Origin of the sequence: Mesorhizobium sp. M7A.F.Ca.US.008.03.1.1, assembly GCF_003997495.1 — a bacterium.
Lineage (GTDB): Bacteria > Pseudomonadota > Alphaproteobacteria > Rhizobiales > Rhizobiaceae > Mesorhizobium.
In genome coordinates this window covers 1-14,509 of record NZ_RZRU01000015.1, presented here as the reverse complement: position 1 = coordinate 14,509, position 14,509 = coordinate 1, and the positions used below count along the sequence as shown (strand labels likewise).

The 14,509-nt window shown below is 63.5% G+C and carries 16 protein-coding genes and 1 pseudogene; 8 read left to right on the top strand and 9 right to left on the bottom strand.

The window, feature by feature from the left end; translation table 11 throughout:
• Positions 1-293 precede the first annotated feature (293 nt).
• Together EOA16_RS20455 and EOA16_RS20450 are read left to right on the top strand one after the other, a co-directional pair.
• Complete coding sequence (locus tag EOA16_RS20455) at positions 294-599, top strand: hypothetical protein (protein WP_127259892.1); 306 nt, start codon at positions 294-296, stop codon at positions 597-599.
• Between the two features lie 126 nt (positions 600-725).
• Positions 726-1,202 (top strand): NUDIX hydrolase, encoded by a 477-nt coding sequence (locus tag EOA16_RS20450; protein ID WP_127259891.1) that lies wholly within the window; start codon positions 726-728, stop codon positions 1,200-1,202.
• A 4-nt stretch (positions 1,203-1,206) separates the two neighbouring features.
• Here the strand turns inward: EOA16_RS20450 and EOA16_RS20445 are convergent, their stop codons facing one another.
• From EOA16_RS20445 to EOA16_RS20425, 5 genes are all read right to left on the bottom strand, one after another.
• Positions 1,207-2,058 carry a citryl-CoA lyase gene (locus EOA16_RS20445; protein ID WP_127259890.1) on the bottom strand — a complete coding sequence of 284 codons (852 nt, stop codon included), beginning with the start codon at positions 2,056-2,058 and terminating at the stop codon, positions 1,207-1,209.
• On the bottom strand, positions 2,055-3,239 hold the full coding sequence (locus tag EOA16_RS20440; protein ID WP_127259889.1) for a CoA transferase: 1,185 nt from the start codon (positions 3,237-3,239) through the stop codon (positions 2,055-2,057). The genes EOA16_RS20445 and EOA16_RS20440 overlap by 4 nt, the downstream gene beginning before the upstream one ends.
• A gap of 15 nt (positions 3,240-3,254) precedes the next feature.
• Positions 3,255-4,778 carry a tripartite tricarboxylate transporter permease gene (locus EOA16_RS20435; protein ID WP_127259888.1) on the bottom strand — a complete coding sequence of 508 codons (1,524 nt, stop codon included), beginning with the start codon at positions 4,776-4,778 and terminating at the stop codon, positions 3,255-3,257.
• A 4-nt stretch (positions 4,779-4,782) separates the two neighbouring features.
• Positions 4,783-5,319, bottom strand: a complete 537-nt coding sequence (locus EOA16_RS20430; protein ID WP_127259887.1) for a tripartite tricarboxylate transporter TctB family protein — start codon at positions 5,317-5,319, stop codon at positions 4,783-4,785.
• A gap of 117 nt (positions 5,320-5,436) precedes the next feature.
• Positions 5,437-6,411, bottom strand: a complete 975-nt coding sequence (locus EOA16_RS20425; RefSeq protein ID WP_127259886.1) for a tripartite tricarboxylate transporter substrate-binding protein — start codon at positions 6,409-6,411, stop codon at positions 5,437-5,439.
• Between the two features lie 183 nt (positions 6,412-6,594).
• Here EOA16_RS20425 and EOA16_RS20420 point away from each other — a divergent pair, with 183 nt between their 5' ends.
• Positions 6,595-7,365 (top strand): IclR family transcriptional regulator, encoded by a 771-nt coding sequence (locus EOA16_RS20420; protein ID WP_127259885.1) that lies wholly within the window; start codon positions 6,595-6,597, stop codon positions 7,363-7,365.
• A 26-nt stretch (positions 7,366-7,391) separates the two neighbouring features.
• On the opposite strand, the pseudogene EOA16_RS20415 reads toward EOA16_RS20420, so the two are convergent.
• Together EOA16_RS20415 and EOA16_RS20410 are read right to left on the bottom strand one after the other, a co-directional pair.
• Positions 7,392-7,496, bottom strand: a pseudogene (locus EOA16_RS20415) (flagellar motor protein MotB); the annotation flags it as partial.
• Between the two features lie 11 nt (positions 7,497-7,507).
• Positions 7,508-8,041 carry a GNAT family N-acetyltransferase gene (locus EOA16_RS20410; protein WP_013529609.1) on the bottom strand — a complete coding sequence of 178 codons (534 nt, stop codon included), beginning with the start codon at positions 8,039-8,041 and terminating at the stop codon, positions 7,508-7,510.
• Positions 8,042-8,240: 199 nt separating this feature from the next.
• On the opposite strand from EOA16_RS20410, the gene EOA16_RS20405 reads away from it, so the two are divergent.
• From EOA16_RS20405 to EOA16_RS20390, 4 genes are all read left to right on the top strand, one after another.
• Positions 8,241-8,696: a DUF2214 family protein gene (locus EOA16_RS20405; RefSeq protein ID WP_024502811.1), complete on the top strand. Its 456-nt coding sequence runs from the start codon at positions 8,241-8,243 to the stop codon at positions 8,694-8,696.
• A gap of 196 nt (positions 8,697-8,892) precedes the next feature.
• Positions 8,893-9,870, top strand: a complete 978-nt coding sequence (locus EOA16_RS20400) for a tripartite tricarboxylate transporter substrate-binding protein (protein ID WP_127259884.1) — start codon at positions 8,893-8,895, stop codon at positions 9,868-9,870.
• Positions 9,871-9,945: 75 nt separating this feature from the next.
• Positions 9,946-10,419: a tripartite tricarboxylate transporter TctB family protein gene (locus EOA16_RS20395; protein ID WP_024502813.1), complete on the top strand. Its 474-nt coding sequence runs from the start codon at positions 9,946-9,948 to the stop codon at positions 10,417-10,419.
• Positions 10,420-10,429: 10 nt separating this feature from the next.
• Positions 10,430-11,938, top strand: a complete 1,509-nt coding sequence (locus EOA16_RS20390; RefSeq protein ID WP_127259883.1) for a tripartite tricarboxylate transporter permease — start codon at positions 10,430-10,432, stop codon at positions 11,936-11,938.
• 1 nt (position 11,939) lies between these two features.
• Here the strand turns inward: EOA16_RS20390 and nth are convergent, their stop codons facing one another.
• On the bottom strand, positions 11,940-12,764 hold the full coding sequence (gene nth / locus EOA16_RS20385) for an endonuclease III (RefSeq protein WP_127259882.1): 825 nt from the start codon (positions 12,762-12,764) through the stop codon (positions 11,940-11,942).
• 22 nt (positions 12,765-12,786) lie between these two features.
• Between nth and EOA16_RS20380 the strand changes: the two genes are divergently transcribed.
• The gene (locus EOA16_RS20380; protein WP_127259881.1) at positions 12,787-13,281 is read left to right on the top strand and encodes a DUF2244 domain-containing protein; all 495 of its coding nucleotides are present in this window, start codon (positions 12,787-12,789) and stop codon (positions 13,279-13,281) included.
• Positions 13,282-13,364: 83 nt separating this feature from the next.
• Here the strand turns inward: EOA16_RS20380 and EOA16_RS20375 are convergent, their stop codons facing one another.
• Entirely contained in the window at positions 13,365-14,180 is an 816-nt protein-coding gene (locus EOA16_RS20375; RefSeq protein WP_127259880.1) for a class I SAM-dependent methyltransferase, read from the bottom strand.
• Between the last annotated feature and the right edge of the window lie 329 nt (positions 14,181-14,509).

The window sequence follows — 14,509 nt, the reverse complement described above, 5'->3', positions numbered from 1 at the left end:
CTGGAAGCTGACCTTGAGAGATGCGCTGATCGCGTTTCCGAAGGCGCCATTATATCTGACGGACATGCCGACGCCATTGACGCCATTCGGCTCAAGGCCGGCGCCGACCCGATAGAGCGGCGAATCGACGGCTTCCGTCAAGTGCAATGCGGGGCTGCCAGGCAGATTCTCCGCCGAAGCGGAAGCTGCCCTCAGCCGTGACAGACAGATCTGGTCGATCGACCCGCTGGCCATGGCATCGCCGCGCAAACGTCCTATATCAGTGGACAGAGTTTTTGCGCGGGAATGAGCGGATGTCGGCACTTCGGCCATCAACGATCTTCACAGTGGCAATGCTGGCCGCAGTGCTGGCGGGCGTTTGCCTGCCGGCTTCTGCGCAAGCGCTCAATTCCGCTACCGGCAACAATGCGCTGATCCGGCAGAACGACCTGCAAATCCTGCAAAACAGGATACAGCGGCAGCAATATCAGCAGCAACAGCAGCAGTACCGCGCCCAGGACCGCCAGATTGTTCAGCAACCGCCACCGGTCGTGCAGCAGCTCAAGCCAAGCTGCCAGACCCAGATAATCGGCACCACCGCCGTGAGCAATTGCCGCTGACATCAAGGCCTTTTTCGTTTATTAGCCGACTTAGGTATTTCGAGTGTCTTCCGGCACATGCGAAAGTTTTGGTTTTGCAACGACGCACTGTCGCGCTATGCGGCATTGCATCGACTGGATTGACGAATGGCAGCCACCAAGAAGAAGGCCGTACGCAAGGCAAAGAAGGGCGAGAGAATCCGCCAGGTGGCGGCTATTCCCTTTCGTCTGACCGCGCACGGCGACATCGAGGTTATGCTGGTCACGTCGCGTACCACCAGGCGCTTCATCGTCCCCAAGGGCTGGCCGATGAAGGGCAAGAGCGGACGCAAGGCGGCCACCATCGAGGCGCAGGAAGAAGCCGGCGTGCTCGGCAAGACGCTGAAACAGCCGGCGGGCACCTATTCCTACTGGAAGCGGCTGGCCAATCGCTTTGTCCGCGTCGACGTCATCGTCTATCTGCTCGAGGTAACGGAGGAACTGGCCGACTGGCAGGAAGCCAAACGACGCCAGCGCGCCTGGCTGGCGCCAGCCGACGCGGCCATGCTCATCGACGAGCCAGATCTTTCAACGTTGGTGAAGACGCTGAAGATCCCTCAGCCTTTGCAGGTGGACCAGGCATAAAACCTCACTCGCCGGGGTCATCGCTTTCGGGAAACGGCCGCACCGGCGTGCCGGTATAGGCCCACAGCCACTCGCGCGGCAGCGGCCCCTTGTTTCGCTCGGCCTGCTGCGACTGCTCCCAGGCATGCGCCAGGATGCCGACCGAGCGCGACAGCACGAAAAGCCCGCGCGTCAGCGGCGGCGGAAAACCGAGTTCGCCATAGATGACGGCGGTGGCGCCATCGATGTTGAGCGGTATTTTTTTCCCCTTGCGCCGCGCGACATCCGCCTCGATCGCATCGGCGATGTCGGCGAAACGTCCATTGACGGCACCCCGTGCGGCAAATTCGCGGGTCAGTTCCAGCAGACGCGGCGCGCGCGGGTCGACGGGATGGAAGCGATGTCCGAGCCCCGGCACATAGCCCTTCTCCTCGGCGAAGAACCGGTCGAGCCGCGCCGAGACCGCTTCATTCAGCGTCATCCCGGCATCGATCGCCACGGCAATGTCGCCATAGAAGGAAAGTGCCTGCTCGCCGGCGCCTCCATGCACGTCGCCGAGAACGTTGATGGCCGAGGCCATGGCGCTGTTGATACCGACGCCGCAGGTTGCAGCCATACGCGCGATGGCGATCGATGGCGCCTGCGGTCCGTGGTCGACGGCGGCAGCCAAGGCAATGCCGAGCAACTCTGCCTGATCCTCGCTGGGCAGTTCACCGCGCAGCATCAACCAGATGACAGCCGGGAAGCTGACGCGGCCGATCAGATCCCGGATCTCGTAGCCGCGCAGCCGGATGACACCAGGCCGCATCTCGATGATGTCGGTCTGCCACCATTCCTCGCCACGCTCACGGCCCGTCTTCTTCTCCGTGCCGCTCATGCGCGTGCCTTTGTCTTGGCGCGGGGTGGCAGGTCGGCGAACACCTCGCCCATATGTTCGCCGAGCGCCGGCGGCGGCTTTGTCGGCAAGGGCACCTCGCCATCGACCATGAAGCCGCCGCGCAGAACGGTCAGCGGCTTGTCCATGCCAGCCACATCGTCGAAATTCGCGGTCACCTGGCGTTCGAGGACTTGCGGCTCGGCCAGCACTTGCGGGATCGTCAGCACCCTGCCGGCAGGCACGCCGGCGCGATTGAGCATCTCTTCCCAGGCCGCAGCCGGCGCGCCCGCCAGGGCGTCCTCGATCTCGACTTTAAGCGCCGCACGGTTGCGCTTGCGCGTCTCGCGCTCGGCAAAGCGCACATCGGAAGCCAGTTCCGGCCGGCCGATCAGCCGGCACAGCGCCACGAACTGCTCCTGCTTGTTGGCGGCGATGTTGATGAGCCCGTCGCCGGTGCGAAACGCACCGGAGGGTGCCGCCGTCATATTCTCATTGCCCATCGGCTTGGGGTCGATACCTGCGGTCAGATAGTTGGAAACCGGCCAGCCAAGTGCGGAAAGCGTGCATTCGAGCATCGAGACGTCGAGAAAGGCACCCTCGCCGCTCGTCTTCTGCCGCACCAGCGCCGAGGTGATGGCGAACGCACCGACCAGTCCGCCAAGCGTGTCGGCGACGGGATAGCCGACCCGCAGCGGCGCCGTTTCCGGTGTGCCGGTGATGCTCATGATCCCAGACAGGCCCTGGATGATCTGGTCATAGGCGGGATTGTCGCGCATTGGCCCGGTCTGGCCGAAACCCGATATCGCGCAGTAGACGAGGCCCGGACGGACCGTCTTCAGCGCCTCGTAGCCAAGCCCCAGCCGATCCATCACGCCGGGGCGGAAATTCTCGACCAGAGCGTCGGCGCTGGCCACCAGATCGAAAAAGCGCTCGCGATCGGCTTGCTTCTTGAGGTCGAGCACAACCGACCGTTTGCCGGCGTTCTGCGCCAGGAACGAGGCTCCCATGCCGGCGCTGTTCAGCTTTGGCGAGCCGCCGAGCTGGCGCGCCAGGTCACCGCCTTGCGGCGCCTCGACTTTGATCACGTCGGCGCCAAGCAGCGCCAGCTGATAGGCACAGTAGGGACCGGCCAGCACATTGGTCAGGTCGAGGACGCGGATACCGGAAAGCAGTTGGGTCATGGCATCATGGGTCGATCAGGCATCGCCGGGCACATGCTCCGGCCCGCGCCGACGCCGATGCTCGATGAAGGCCCAGATATGCGGGCCGGCGAGGCCGATGAAGGCGAGCGTCAGCAGCGTCAGCGACAGCTTGTGGGTGTAAAACACCGACCAATCGCCATTCGAGATGGTCATCGCCCGGCGGAACTGGGTTTCGGCGAGCGGCCCAAGGATCATACCGATGATGACAGGCGCGGTCGGGAAATCGAACCGCCGCATCAGGAAACCGGCGGCCCCCAGGAGATAGAGGATGACGAGGTCGATGGGCGATTGCGAAATGCCATAGGTGCCGACCGTGGCGAACACCAGAATGCCGGCATAGAGCTGCGGTGCCGGGATTTTCAGCAGCCGCACCCACAGGCCGATCAGCGGCAGATTGAGGATGACCAGGATGACGTTGGCGATGAACAGGCTGGCGATCAATCCCCAGACGAGGTCGCCCTGGGTCGTCAGAAGCAGCGGTCCGGGGTTTATGCCGTAGCTCTGGAACGCCGACAGCATGATCGCCGCCGTCGCCGAGGTCGGCAGGCCAAGCGTCAGCATCGGCACCAGCACGCCGGCTGCGGACGCATTGTTGGCGGCTTCCGGGCCGGCAACGCCCTCGATGGCGCCGACGGTGCCGAACTCCTCCTTGTGCTTCGACAGCTTCTTTTCGATGGCATAGGACAGGAAGGTCGGGATTTCGGCGCCGCCGGCCGGCATGGCGCCGATCGGGAAGCCGATCGCGGCGCCGCGCAGCCAGGGTTTCCACGAACGCCCCCACTCGGCCGCAGTCATGTAGAGCGAGCCCTTCAGCGGCACGATCTCGTCCTTGCCGGCATAGCGGCGCGAGGCCATGTACAGCGTTTCGCCGACGGCAAACAGGCCAACGGCGGCGATGATGACGTCGACGCCGTCGAGCAGTTCGGTCATGCCGAAGGTGAAGCGCGGCTGGCCGGTCTGCAGGTCGACGCCGATCATGCCGATGACGAAGCCTGCGAACAGGCTGGTCAGGCCGCGCACGGACGAGGAGCCGAGCACCGCCGAAACGGTGATGAAGGCCAGCACCATCAGCGAGAAATATTCGGCCGGCCCGAAGGCCAGCGCGAACTTGACCACCACCGGCGCCAGGAAAGCGACGCCCATCGTGCCGATGGTGCCGGCAACGAAAGAGCCGATCGCCGATGTGGCGAGTGCCGCACCGCCACGGCCCGAACGCGCCATCCTGTTGCCTTCCAGCGCAGTGACGATGGTGGCGCTTTCGCCGGGCGTGTTGAGCAGGATCGACGTCGTCGAACCACCATACATGGCGCCGTAGTAGATGCCGGCGAACAGGATGAAGGATGCCTCCGGCGCCACCTGATAGGTGATCGGCAAAAGCAGCGCGATGGTCAGCGCCGGCCCAAGACCGGGCAGCACACCGATGGCGGTGCCAAGCGTGGTGCCAAGCAGGCACCACAGAAGGTTGACCGGTGTGAAGGCAACCGAGAAGCCATGTGCGAGATGTCCGAGCGTTTCCATGGCGTCAGCCCCTCAACATGGTGATGAGCGCATCGATGACCGTGTTCAGCTGGTTCTCGAGGAAGCCAGCACCGATGTTGACGCCAAGCGCCCTGGCGAAGCCGAAATAGGCGGCCAGCGCCAGGATCAGACCGAGCACTGCGTCACGCAGCGTGCGCTTGCTGCCGAAGCCGTAGCAGACCAGAACGAACATAACGACCGAGGCGGCGGTGAAGCCGAGCGGCTGGATCAGCACCAGGTTCGCCACCAGTCCGGCAACGACGATGCCCATCGCCTTCCAGTCGGTCGGCGTTTCCTTTTCTTCCTCCGGCTGCCAGCCGCCGCGCAGTGCGGCGACGATGAGCAGCAGCGAAAGCACGATCATGCCGGTCATGGTGATATAGGGAAAGACGGTCGGCCCGACCTTGGAATAGAGCGGCGACACCGGGATCGCCAAGGTCTGCCAGGCTACGGCCCCGGCGCAGGCCAGAAGCCCGATGCCGATCAACAATTCCGGCACGGCAAGGCGCGACGGCGCCGCCTGCTGGTCGCTGGTGCTCATCGGTGTCCTCCCAAGGTGGCCGGCATCCTGCAGCCGGCCGCATTCGCCGCATCAATCATATGTCCATGCGGCAGGCGAGATGGGAAGGGGCGGCACTCTAACCGCCCCCTGAAGACATCAGGCGAGGCCGAGATCCTTGAGGATCGCGGTGATGCGGGCCGTGTCCTCGGTAAGGAATTTTGCGTAGTCGTCGCCAGTCAAAAGGATGGGCGTCCAGTTGCGGTTTTTGCACTCGGTTGTCCATGCATCGCTCTTGGCCATGGTCTCGATCATTTTGACCATCGCCGCCTTGTCGGCGTCGGAAATGCCCGGCGGTGCGAAGACGCCGCGCCAGTTGAACAGCTCGACATCGATGCCGGCCTCCTTCAGCGTCGGCGCATCGATGCCGTCCTGGCGCTTGTCTGCCGAGATGGCGAGCAGCCGCAGCGCGCCCGCCTTGACCTGCTCGGAGAACTCGCCAAAGCCGGAGATGCCGGCCGCGACCTGGTTGCCGAGCAGCGCCGACAACGCCTCGCCGCCGCCGGCGAACGGCACGTAGGACAGGTTTGTCGCCGGCACGCCGACGGTCTTGGCAATCAAGCCGAACAGGATGTGATCGGAACCGCCTGCGGAGCCGCCAGCGACAGGAACCTTTGTCGGATCGGCCTTGAGCGCGGCGACGAAATCAGCGGCCGTCTTGAACGGTGACTCCGCCGGCACGACCAACGCCTCGAACTCGCCGGTGAGGCGGGCGATCGGGGTGACTTGCGTCAGGTTGTTCGCGGCCTTGTTGGCAATGATGGCGCCAACCATGACCATGCCGGCAACCATCAGGGAATTGCCTTTGCCGTTCCACTGGCTGATGAATTGCGGCAGCCCGACAGTGCCGCCGGCGCCGCCGACATTGGTGATCTGCGAGCCCGAGATGAGCTTTTCACTGCGCAGCACCTGATCAATCGTGCGCGCCGTCTGGTCCCAGCCACCACCCGGTGCGGCAGGCACGAAGAGCTGTATCTGGGGCGCACCTTCGGCGAAAGCGGGAGAAAGATGCGACGTCATCAGCCCGGCACCCACGGCTGCGGTGCTCATCAAAAACCTGCGTCTGTTCAGCATGGGATTCCTCCAAATCACGACACCTCCTCCGGTGCCCGCCAAAACGCGCCTGCATCCAGACCCGTCATCGATTTCAAGCAGATGTTACGGAGTTCTGTCAACGGAAACGATATTCTACTGGACAGAACGATTTGGCGGCGCGACACAGTCGCGTCGCTCGGCTTTCTTCAAACCGGACCCGCCATGGACTCGCCAAGCAAACCGGCAGATGCGAAAATCGACCGCTCGTCCACCGAAGGTGTTGCGGCACTCGATCGGGCGATTGCCATCCTCGATGCCTTCACCACGGATGACCGGTCGCTCAGCCTGGCCGAAATCGCGGCGCGCACCGACCTCTACAAGAGCACCATCCTGCGGCTTGCGAATTCCCTTTTGCGCGGACGCTTGCTCGAGCGCCTCGACAATGGGCGCTACCGCGTCGGACCCGCGACCTTTCGGCTCGGTGCGCTCTACCAGCGTTCGGTCGTGGCGGTCGATATCCTGCTGCCGATCATGCGCGATCTTTCCGAGCGAAGCTGGGAGAGCGTTGCCTTCTACGTTCGCTCTGGTGACGTGCGCACCTGTCTTTACCGCGTCGAATCCAAGCACCCGGTCCGCTACACGATACGCGAAGGCGACGTATTGCCTTTGCTGCTCGGCTCGGGCGGCCGCGTGCTCGCGGCGTTTTCGGGCCAGCAGGGCGAACCCTACGAGACCATCCGCAAGACCTGCAACTGTCTCGCCGTCGGCGACCGCGACCCCGAGACGGGGGGCGTGTCGGCGCCGGTGTTCGGGCCGGGGGGCGTCCTGCTCGGCGCCTTGACCCTGGCTGGACCAAGCACGCGCGTCGACGCGGCATTTCTGCAGCGCATGAGGCGTCCGCTGCTCGAGGCGGCGGCCCGCGCCACCCGCGCCTTCGGCGAGGACGCCTCAATGCTCGAGCAGGCAAGCCTGGCAGCGGACGCCATGCCGTAGAATGCGTCCTGGTTGGGAAGGCTCGCTCAGTTCAACTTGACCAGAACCACACGGCGGTTCTTGGCGCGGCCCGCCTCGTCGTCATTGCTGGCGACAGGCGCCATCATGCCGGCGCCGGCAGCGGTCAACCGCGCCACCCAGGTCACCGCGCCAGCAGGATGGTCGGAGCGTCGTGATAGGTGGTCTTTACCACTTCCCGGTAACCGCACTTGGCAGCCACCCTCAGAGAAGCGCCGTTTTCCGGATCGATGATGCAGACGGTCTTCTCGCGCCCGAAAATCACTTCGCCCCACGCCAGGACGCGGCCAACCACCTCGGTGGCGAAGCCCGCCCCGTGCACGGCCGGAACCAGCGCCCACCCGGCCTCGGGAATGCCTTCGATCGATGGTTCCATGTCGCGCTTCAGATCGTGAAACCCGGCCTCGCCGATGAAGCGCCCGGTCGCCTTCTCCTCGATCGCCCAGAAGCCATAGCCGAGCAACGACCACAGGCCGGCGTGACGCAGGAAGCGCATCCAGCTTTCTTCGCGCGTGCGCGGCTTGCCGCCGATGAAGCGGGTGACGACGGGATCGGTCCACATCGCGGCATAGGTGTCGAAATCGTCCAGCCGGTGTGCCCGCAGGATGGTTCGCTTCGTTTCGATGACAGGAGCACTGGTCGCTTGCGGATTGTTCATGGGATCTGCCTCGCACGGATCGTCAGCGCTTAGCAAATCGCCGGTGCGGCGCAAGGGGCCAGGGCAACACGGCCCATCATCCAGGCGCGCTATGGGAATTTTGCGCGACGGTGTTATTTTCCACGGCAGGCTGATTCAACACCTGCCAGCGCGACCTTTTTCAGGCGCGCATTGGTGCCGTCAAACCCGGGGAAAGAGCATGGACACCACCGATCTTGTGCTTGCGATCTTCCATCATCTGCTGGTGTTTTCGCTGGCGGGGATCATCGGCGCCGAATTCGTCCTGATCCGCGGCGACCTGGGTGCTGCGACGCTCAAGAGGCTCGCCGGCATCGACCGCCATTACGGCGTCATCGCCGCACTGATCATCGTCGTCGGCATCGGCCGCGTCTTCTATGGCCTCAAGGGCTGGGAATTCTACGTCTACAACTGGGTGTTCTGGGCCAAGATAGCGGCGTTCGGCGCTGTCGGCCTGCTGTCGATCATTCCAACCGTCCGCTTCATATCCTGGAACAGGCAGGCGAGCGGCAATGCCTCGTTCCAGGTACCGGCGACCGAGCTTGCGTCCGTGAAGACCTACATCCGCGCCGAAGCTTTCATCTTCCTGCTCATCCCGGTCTTCGCCGCGGCGATGGCGCGCGGCTACGGCTACTAGGGTGGCGATCATCCTCCGAGATCTTCCATCTCGACATCTTCCATCCATTGAGTGCGGATGTTTGCGGATATCGGCAGTTTGCCGTTTTGAGCCCAGTTGCTATTTGTTAGCTTGCCCTAGTTGTTGCTTCATGCGCAGCCGGTGTTGAGAGGAGTTCCGCACAGCGGTTAAAGATTCATCCCGGGAGGAGATCACGATGAGAAGATTTGTCGCCACTCTGGCTGCTGCCGCGGCCGTCACGCTTTATGGGTTCACTGCTGGCGCGCAGACCTACCCTGAACGCACCATCACCGTTGTGGTGCCGTTTGCGGCCGGCGGCCCGACCGACACGGTCACGCGCCTCGTCGCCGAAGCCATGTCGAAGGATCTCGGCCAGCAGGTCATCGTCGAGAATGTCGGCGGCGCGGGCGGCACGCTGGGTGCCGGCCGCGTCGCCAACGCCGAGCCTGATGGCTATACGCTGCTGCTCCATCATATAGGCATGGCGACAAGTGCGACGCTGTACAGAAAGCTCGCCTACGACACCCTGAACGCCTTCGAATATGTCGGCCTCGTCACCGAGGTGCCGATGACCATCGTCGGTCGCAAGGACCTGGAGCCGACCGATCTCAAGGGGTTGGTGGAGTACGCCAAGGCCAACAAGGATTCCATAACCGTCGCCAATGCTGGCATCGGTGCGGCATCGCATCTGTGCGGCATGCTGTTCATGAGCGCCATCAAGACGCCGCTGGTCACCGTACCCTACAAGGGCACCGGCCCGGCCATGACCGATCTCCTCGGCGGCCAGGTCGACATCATGTGCGACCAAACGACCAACACCACCAAGCAGATCCAGGGCGGCACTATCAAGGCCTATGCCGTCACCTCGCCGGAGCGCCTCGATGTACTTAAAAACGTGCCGACGACGGTGGAAGGCGGCCTTCCCGAAGTGCAGGTGGGCATCTGGCACGGCCTATATGCACCCAAGGGCACGCCGGCCGGGATCACCGAACGCCTGTCGAAATCGCTGCAGGCCGCGCTGAAGGATCAGAACGTCGCGGCCCGCTTCGCCGAACTCGGCACCAAGCCGTCGACCGAGGCCGATGCGACGCCCGCCGCACTGAAGGCCAAGCTGGAAAGCGAGATCGCGCGCTGGAAGCCGATCATCGAAGCCGCCGGTCAGTACGCCGACTGAGGTTTGAATAGGGGCGCCGCCAGCGCCCCTGTCCGCTCGGCATCCGCTACCCACTGCGGGCTTGGGAGAACCATCATGAAACCTTTCGCGATCGACAGGGCCAACGGCCTGTGCGCCGCCCTGTTCATCGGTTTCGGCGCATGGTTCGCGCTGCAATCGCTCGGCCTCGAGATCGGCACCGCGTTGCGCATGGGTCCAGGCTATTTTCCGCTGGTCCTGGCGATCGTGCTGATCCTGCTTGGCGCCGTCATTCTCGTCCAGGCCGTACGCGTCGAGGGCGAAGCGATCGGGCATATTGCGTGGCGCGGCATGCTGCTCATCCTGCCTGCTCCGATCTTCTTCGGCCTGACGGTGCGCGGCCTCGGATTCATCCCGTCGATCTTCCTGACGGCGCTGATCGCGTCGTTTGCCAGCCGCCGCATGAAGCCGTTGACCGCGCTCGTGCTGTCGGCCGGCCTGACGTTGTTTGCGTTCCTTGTCTTCAGCTACGCGCTCGGCCTGCCGTTCCGCCGCTTCGGCCCGTGGCTGGCCCCATGGTTGGTATCGTGAGGCGATGAGCATGGATCTGCTCGACAACCTCGCGCTCGGCTTTTCAACGGCGACGTCGCTGACCAACCTCGGTTTCTGCCTGATCGGCGTCCTTCTCGGCACGCTGATCGGCGTTCTGCCCGGCATCGGCGCCACCGCGACCATCGCCATGCTTTTGCCCATCACCTTCCAGATCGGCGACCCGGTTTCCTCTCTCATCATGCTTGCCGGCATCTATTACGGTGCGCAATATGGCGGCTCGACCACCGCCATTCTCATCAACATGCCCGGCGAATCCTCGTCCGCCGTCACCGCGATCGACGGCTACCAGATGGCCAGGAACGGCCGCGCCGGGGCGGCCCTCGCGATCGCGGCCATCGGCTCGTTCTTTGCCGGCACCGTGTCGACGTTCCTCGTCGCCATCTTTGCCCCGCCGCTGACGGCGCTAGCGCTGAAATTCGGCGCGGCCGAGTATTTTTCGCTGATGATCGTCGGCTTGGTTTCGTCCGTCGCGCTCGCCCACGGCTCGATCGTCAAGGCGCTGGCCATGGTCGTGCTCGGCCTGCTGCTCGGCATTGTCGGCACCGACATTTACACCGGCACGCCGCGCTTCACGCTTGGAATCCGGGAATATGCCGACGGGTTGAATTTCGTTGCGGTGGCGGTCGGCGTCTTCGGCGTTGCCGAGATCCTGCGCAACCTCGAAAACGAGGATGAGCGCTCCGTGATGATCCGCAAGGTGACCGGCCTTATGCCGACCCGCGAGGACTTTCGGCGCATGGCAGCGCCCATCGTGCGCGGAACGATCATCGGTTCGGCTCTCGGCATCCTGCCGGGAGGCGGCGCGATCCTGGCGGCTTTTGCGTCCTACACGGTCGAAAAACGCGTCTCGAAAAACCCGAAGGAGTTCGGCAAGGGGGCTATCGAGGGCGTCGCCGGGCCGGAATCGGCCAACAATGCCGGTGCGCAAACGTCCTTCATCCCGATGCTGACGCTCGGGATTCCGGCCAACCCGGTCATGGCGCTGATGATCGGCGCGATGATCATCCAGGGCATCGTGCCCGGCCCCAATGTGGCGACCGAACAGCCGGCGCTGTTTTGGGGCATCATCGCCTCGATGTGGATCGGCAATCTGATGCTGATCGTCCTCAACCTGCCGCTGATCGGGCTTTGGGTGAAGCTGCTGACGATCCCCTATTACGTGCTTTTCCCGATCATCATGGTGTTCTGCTCGATCGGCGTCTACAGCGTCAACAGCAACGTCTACGACCTCTACGCCGTCGCCTTCTTCGGCTTCCTCGGCTATCTCCTGACCAAGCTGCGCTGCGAACCGGCACCGCTGCTGCTCGGCTTCGTGCTCGGCCCGCTGCTCGAGGAAAACCTGCGCCGCGCCATGATCCTGTCGCGCGGCGACCCGAGCACCTTCGTGACCAGACCGATCAGCGCCAGCCTGCTGCTCATCGCGCTCGCCGTGCTCGTCATCGTCTTCCTGCCGGCGGTCAAGAAAAAGCGCGAAGAGGTGTTTGTGGAGGAGAGTTGAATTACGCCGTCGTTCCGTTTCGGTCCTGAACCTCTTCGACAGGGTCGAGCGGTGCGATCGGTACCAGCGGAGCCGGCACATCGGTCGTCTTGACCTCGGCCTTGCAGATGTCGGCGATGACGCAGGCCGGGCAATCCGGCTTGCGCGCCTTGCAGACGTAGCGGCCATGCAGGATCAGCCAGTGATGTGCATGGCGCATATATTCGTCCGGAATGATCTTCAACAGTCCCTGCTCGACCTGTTCCGGCGTCTTGCCGGGCGCCAATCCAAGCCGGTTGCCGATGCGGAGAATGTGTGTGTCGACCGCCATCGTGTGCTGGCCGAATGCCATGTTGAGCACGACATTGGCGGTCTTGCGCCCGACCCCGGGCAGCTTGACCAATTCATCGCGACTATGGGGTACCTCGCCGCCATGGTCGCGGATCAGAGCCTGCGACAGCGCAATCACATTCTTCGCCTTGTTGCGCCACAGCCCGATGGTGCGGATATATTCGCCGACCCTTGCCTCCCCCAGCGCCAGCATCTTGTGCGGCGTATCGGCAGCCTTGAACAGCGCCCGCGTCGCCTTGTTGACCCCTGCATCCGTCGCTTGCGCCGACAGCACCACCGCGACCAGCAGCGTGAAGGCGTTGACATGTTCGAGCTCCCCCTTCGGCTCGGGCCGCTGGACGGAAAAGCGCCGGAATATCTCGTTCACTTCGGCCGGGCTGTAGCGTGACGCGCTTCTCGCCGGCCGCGGGCGCGGCTTTGCGTTCGAACCATCGCGTCGTGCGGGCAACAGCTCTTTTTTGGACAGGGAAAAATCTTTGGACTTGGGGCTTGCCATTTCCCTCCTATAATATCCCCTCATGAGCGACACAAACGCCTCGTTTCAGGCCGACGAGCCATTCTTTCAGGCGCTACTCACCCCGCACCGGTCTCTGGGCCGGACAGGCTTCTTCGTGCTGATGGGGGCGCTGATGTTCGGCTGGCTGGTGACAGGCGCGTTTTTCCTGTCGCGCGGCGCTTGGCCGGTGTTTGGCTTCTTCGGCCTCGACGTGGCCGCCGTCTACATCGCCTTTCGCGTCAACTATCGTGCCGCTCGCGCACGCGAAGAAGTCTCGGTCTCGCGCACCAGCCTCGACATCCGCAAGACAGCCCCCTCGGGGAAATCGGAAGCGCATCGCTTCAATCCGTTCTGGGCGCGGTTTTCGGTGGCCCGCCACGCCGAGATCGGCATCACAGGGATGACGGTGGAAGGCGAAGGCCAGAACGTGCCGATCGGATCGTTCCTGGACCCCGATTCCCGCGAGAGTTTTGCCACGGCTTTTTCACGCGCGCTGGCGACCGCCAAGACGCGCTAGAAGCAATTCCGGGAAAGTGTGAAGCGGTTTTCCGGGAAAAGCGTGGCGCCTTCTCCCGGGAATTGCGCCAAACAAAGGACGTCTCAAAACCGATAGCGCAAAAGCCTGCCCACCTTTCGCAATGCAGGAATATGTCGCCACAGCCGGATGAACAGCTTCGCGGACCAGCCCATACGGGCGGCGTGTTCAAGCTTGTAGGCCGAGATGTCCTCAACGAATCGCAACTTCGGAACCGCCAACTCCAGTTCGTGCGGATCGTCGATGGCCCAGTGGACCTCGGCGCCCGTCGCCTTGATGGTCGGATTGAGGCGAAGCAGCTTCAGGCCGAAACGGCTGTAGGCGTCGAACATCAGCTCGCCGCTGGCTAGATGCGAGACGAGCCGCGCTAACAGGCGTGGCCCCTCTTCTGCTGGAAGATAGGGCGTCAGTCCTTCCGCCACCACGATGGCCGGGCGATTGCGCGGCACTTCAGCCAGCCAATCCGGTTCGGTCAGCGACGAACCGATCAGGTGGTAATGGTCGCGCAACGGGTAAAGCTTGCGCCTGAGTTCGATAACCTGGGGATAGTCGACATCGAACCAGTCCACGCCTGGCGGGGGATCGACACGGAAGATGCGCGTATCGAGCCCACAGCCCAGATGCAGCACGATGGCGTCGGGATTTCTGGCGAGAAAGTCCTCGACGCGGACGTCCAGCGTCTTTGCCCGGATCGCCAGGCCGACGCCGAGATTGTCGTCAACCTTGAGCCGGGAGAAATCATAGTCGATCTTGCGAACCGCCTCGTCGGCGAAATGATCCCCGAGCAGCGAATCCGGCAACCTGCTCTCCAGCGCCTTGCCGTAGAGCGTCATCAGCAAGGTCTCTTTTGCCCCGCTGAGATTTACTTTTTCGCCGGCCATGAGCGACTCCTGGGCTCGAAATCGGAGTCTATCTGGGTATGCGCCGCAAGAAGGCAAGTTTCGGGTGGCGATCGACGCCCCGAGGGGCGATATTCCGGCTCAAGGAGACAGTTCCATGAGACTTCCTGTGTCAACCTTTGGCGAGCAAGACGGCTGCGGCGGGGTGTCTGTCTGGATTGTAGAGTGTACCGTCCTGCCAGGTGCGCCAGAGGATTCTGAGCCAAGCTCTGGCAAGGATGCGAACGGCATGAGGGTGTCTGCACCCTCGCTTTCTGGCGTCCTGATAGACCTTTGCAGCCCAAGGGCTGGCATGTCTGGAGTTGTCGGCG

Bases quoted from the DNA above. Each gene is read 5' to 3' on its own strand.
- EOA16_RS20455 (WP_127259892.1), top strand. From the start codon at position 294: ATGTCGGCACTTCGGCCATCAACGATCTTCACAGTGGCAATGCTGGCC.
- EOA16_RS20450 (WP_127259891.1), top strand. From the start codon at position 726: ATGGCAGCCACCAAGAAGAAGGCCGTACGCAAGGCAAAGAAGGGCGAG.
- EOA16_RS20445 (WP_127259890.1), bottom strand. From the start codon at position 2,058: ATGAGCGGCACGGAGAAGAAGACGGGCCGTGAGCGTGGCGAGGAATGG.
- EOA16_RS20440 (WP_127259889.1), bottom strand. From the start codon at position 3,239: ATGACCCAACTGCTTTCCGGTATCCGCGTCCTCGACCTGACCAATGTG.
- EOA16_RS20435 (WP_127259888.1), bottom strand. From the start codon at position 4,778: ATGGAAACGCTCGGACATCTCGCACATGGCTTCTCGGTTGCCTTCACA.
- EOA16_RS20430 (WP_127259887.1), bottom strand. From the start codon at position 5,319: ATGAGCACCAGCGACCAGCAGGCGGCGCCGTCGCGCCTTGCCGTGCCG.
- EOA16_RS20425 (WP_127259886.1), bottom strand. From the start codon at position 6,411: ATGCTGAACAGACGCAGGTTTTTGATGAGCACCGCAGCCGTGGGTGCC.
- EOA16_RS20420 (WP_127259885.1), top strand. From the start codon at position 6,595: ATGGACTCGCCAAGCAAACCGGCAGATGCGAAAATCGACCGCTCGTCC.
- EOA16_RS20410 (WP_013529609.1), bottom strand. From the start codon at position 8,041: ATGAACAATCCGCAAGCGACCAGTGCTCCTGTCATCGAAACGAAGCGA.
- EOA16_RS20405 (WP_024502811.1), top strand. From the start codon at position 8,241: ATGGACACCACCGATCTTGTGCTTGCGATCTTCCATCATCTGCTGGTG.
- EOA16_RS20400 (WP_127259884.1), top strand. From the start codon at position 8,893: ATGAGAAGATTTGTCGCCACTCTGGCTGCTGCCGCGGCCGTCACGCTT.
- EOA16_RS20395 (WP_024502813.1), top strand. From the start codon at position 9,946: ATGAAACCTTTCGCGATCGACAGGGCCAACGGCCTGTGCGCCGCCCTG.
- EOA16_RS20390 (WP_127259883.1), top strand. From the start codon at position 10,430: ATGGATCTGCTCGACAACCTCGCGCTCGGCTTTTCAACGGCGACGTCG.
- nth (WP_127259882.1), bottom strand. From the start codon at position 12,764: ATGGCAAGCCCCAAGTCCAAAGATTTTTCCCTGTCCAAAAAAGAGCTG.
- EOA16_RS20380 (WP_127259881.1), top strand. From the start codon at position 12,787: ATGAGCGACACAAACGCCTCGTTTCAGGCCGACGAGCCATTCTTTCAG.
- EOA16_RS20375 (WP_127259880.1), bottom strand. From the start codon at position 14,180: ATGGCCGGCGAAAAAGTAAATCTCAGCGGGGCAAAAGAGACCTTGCTG.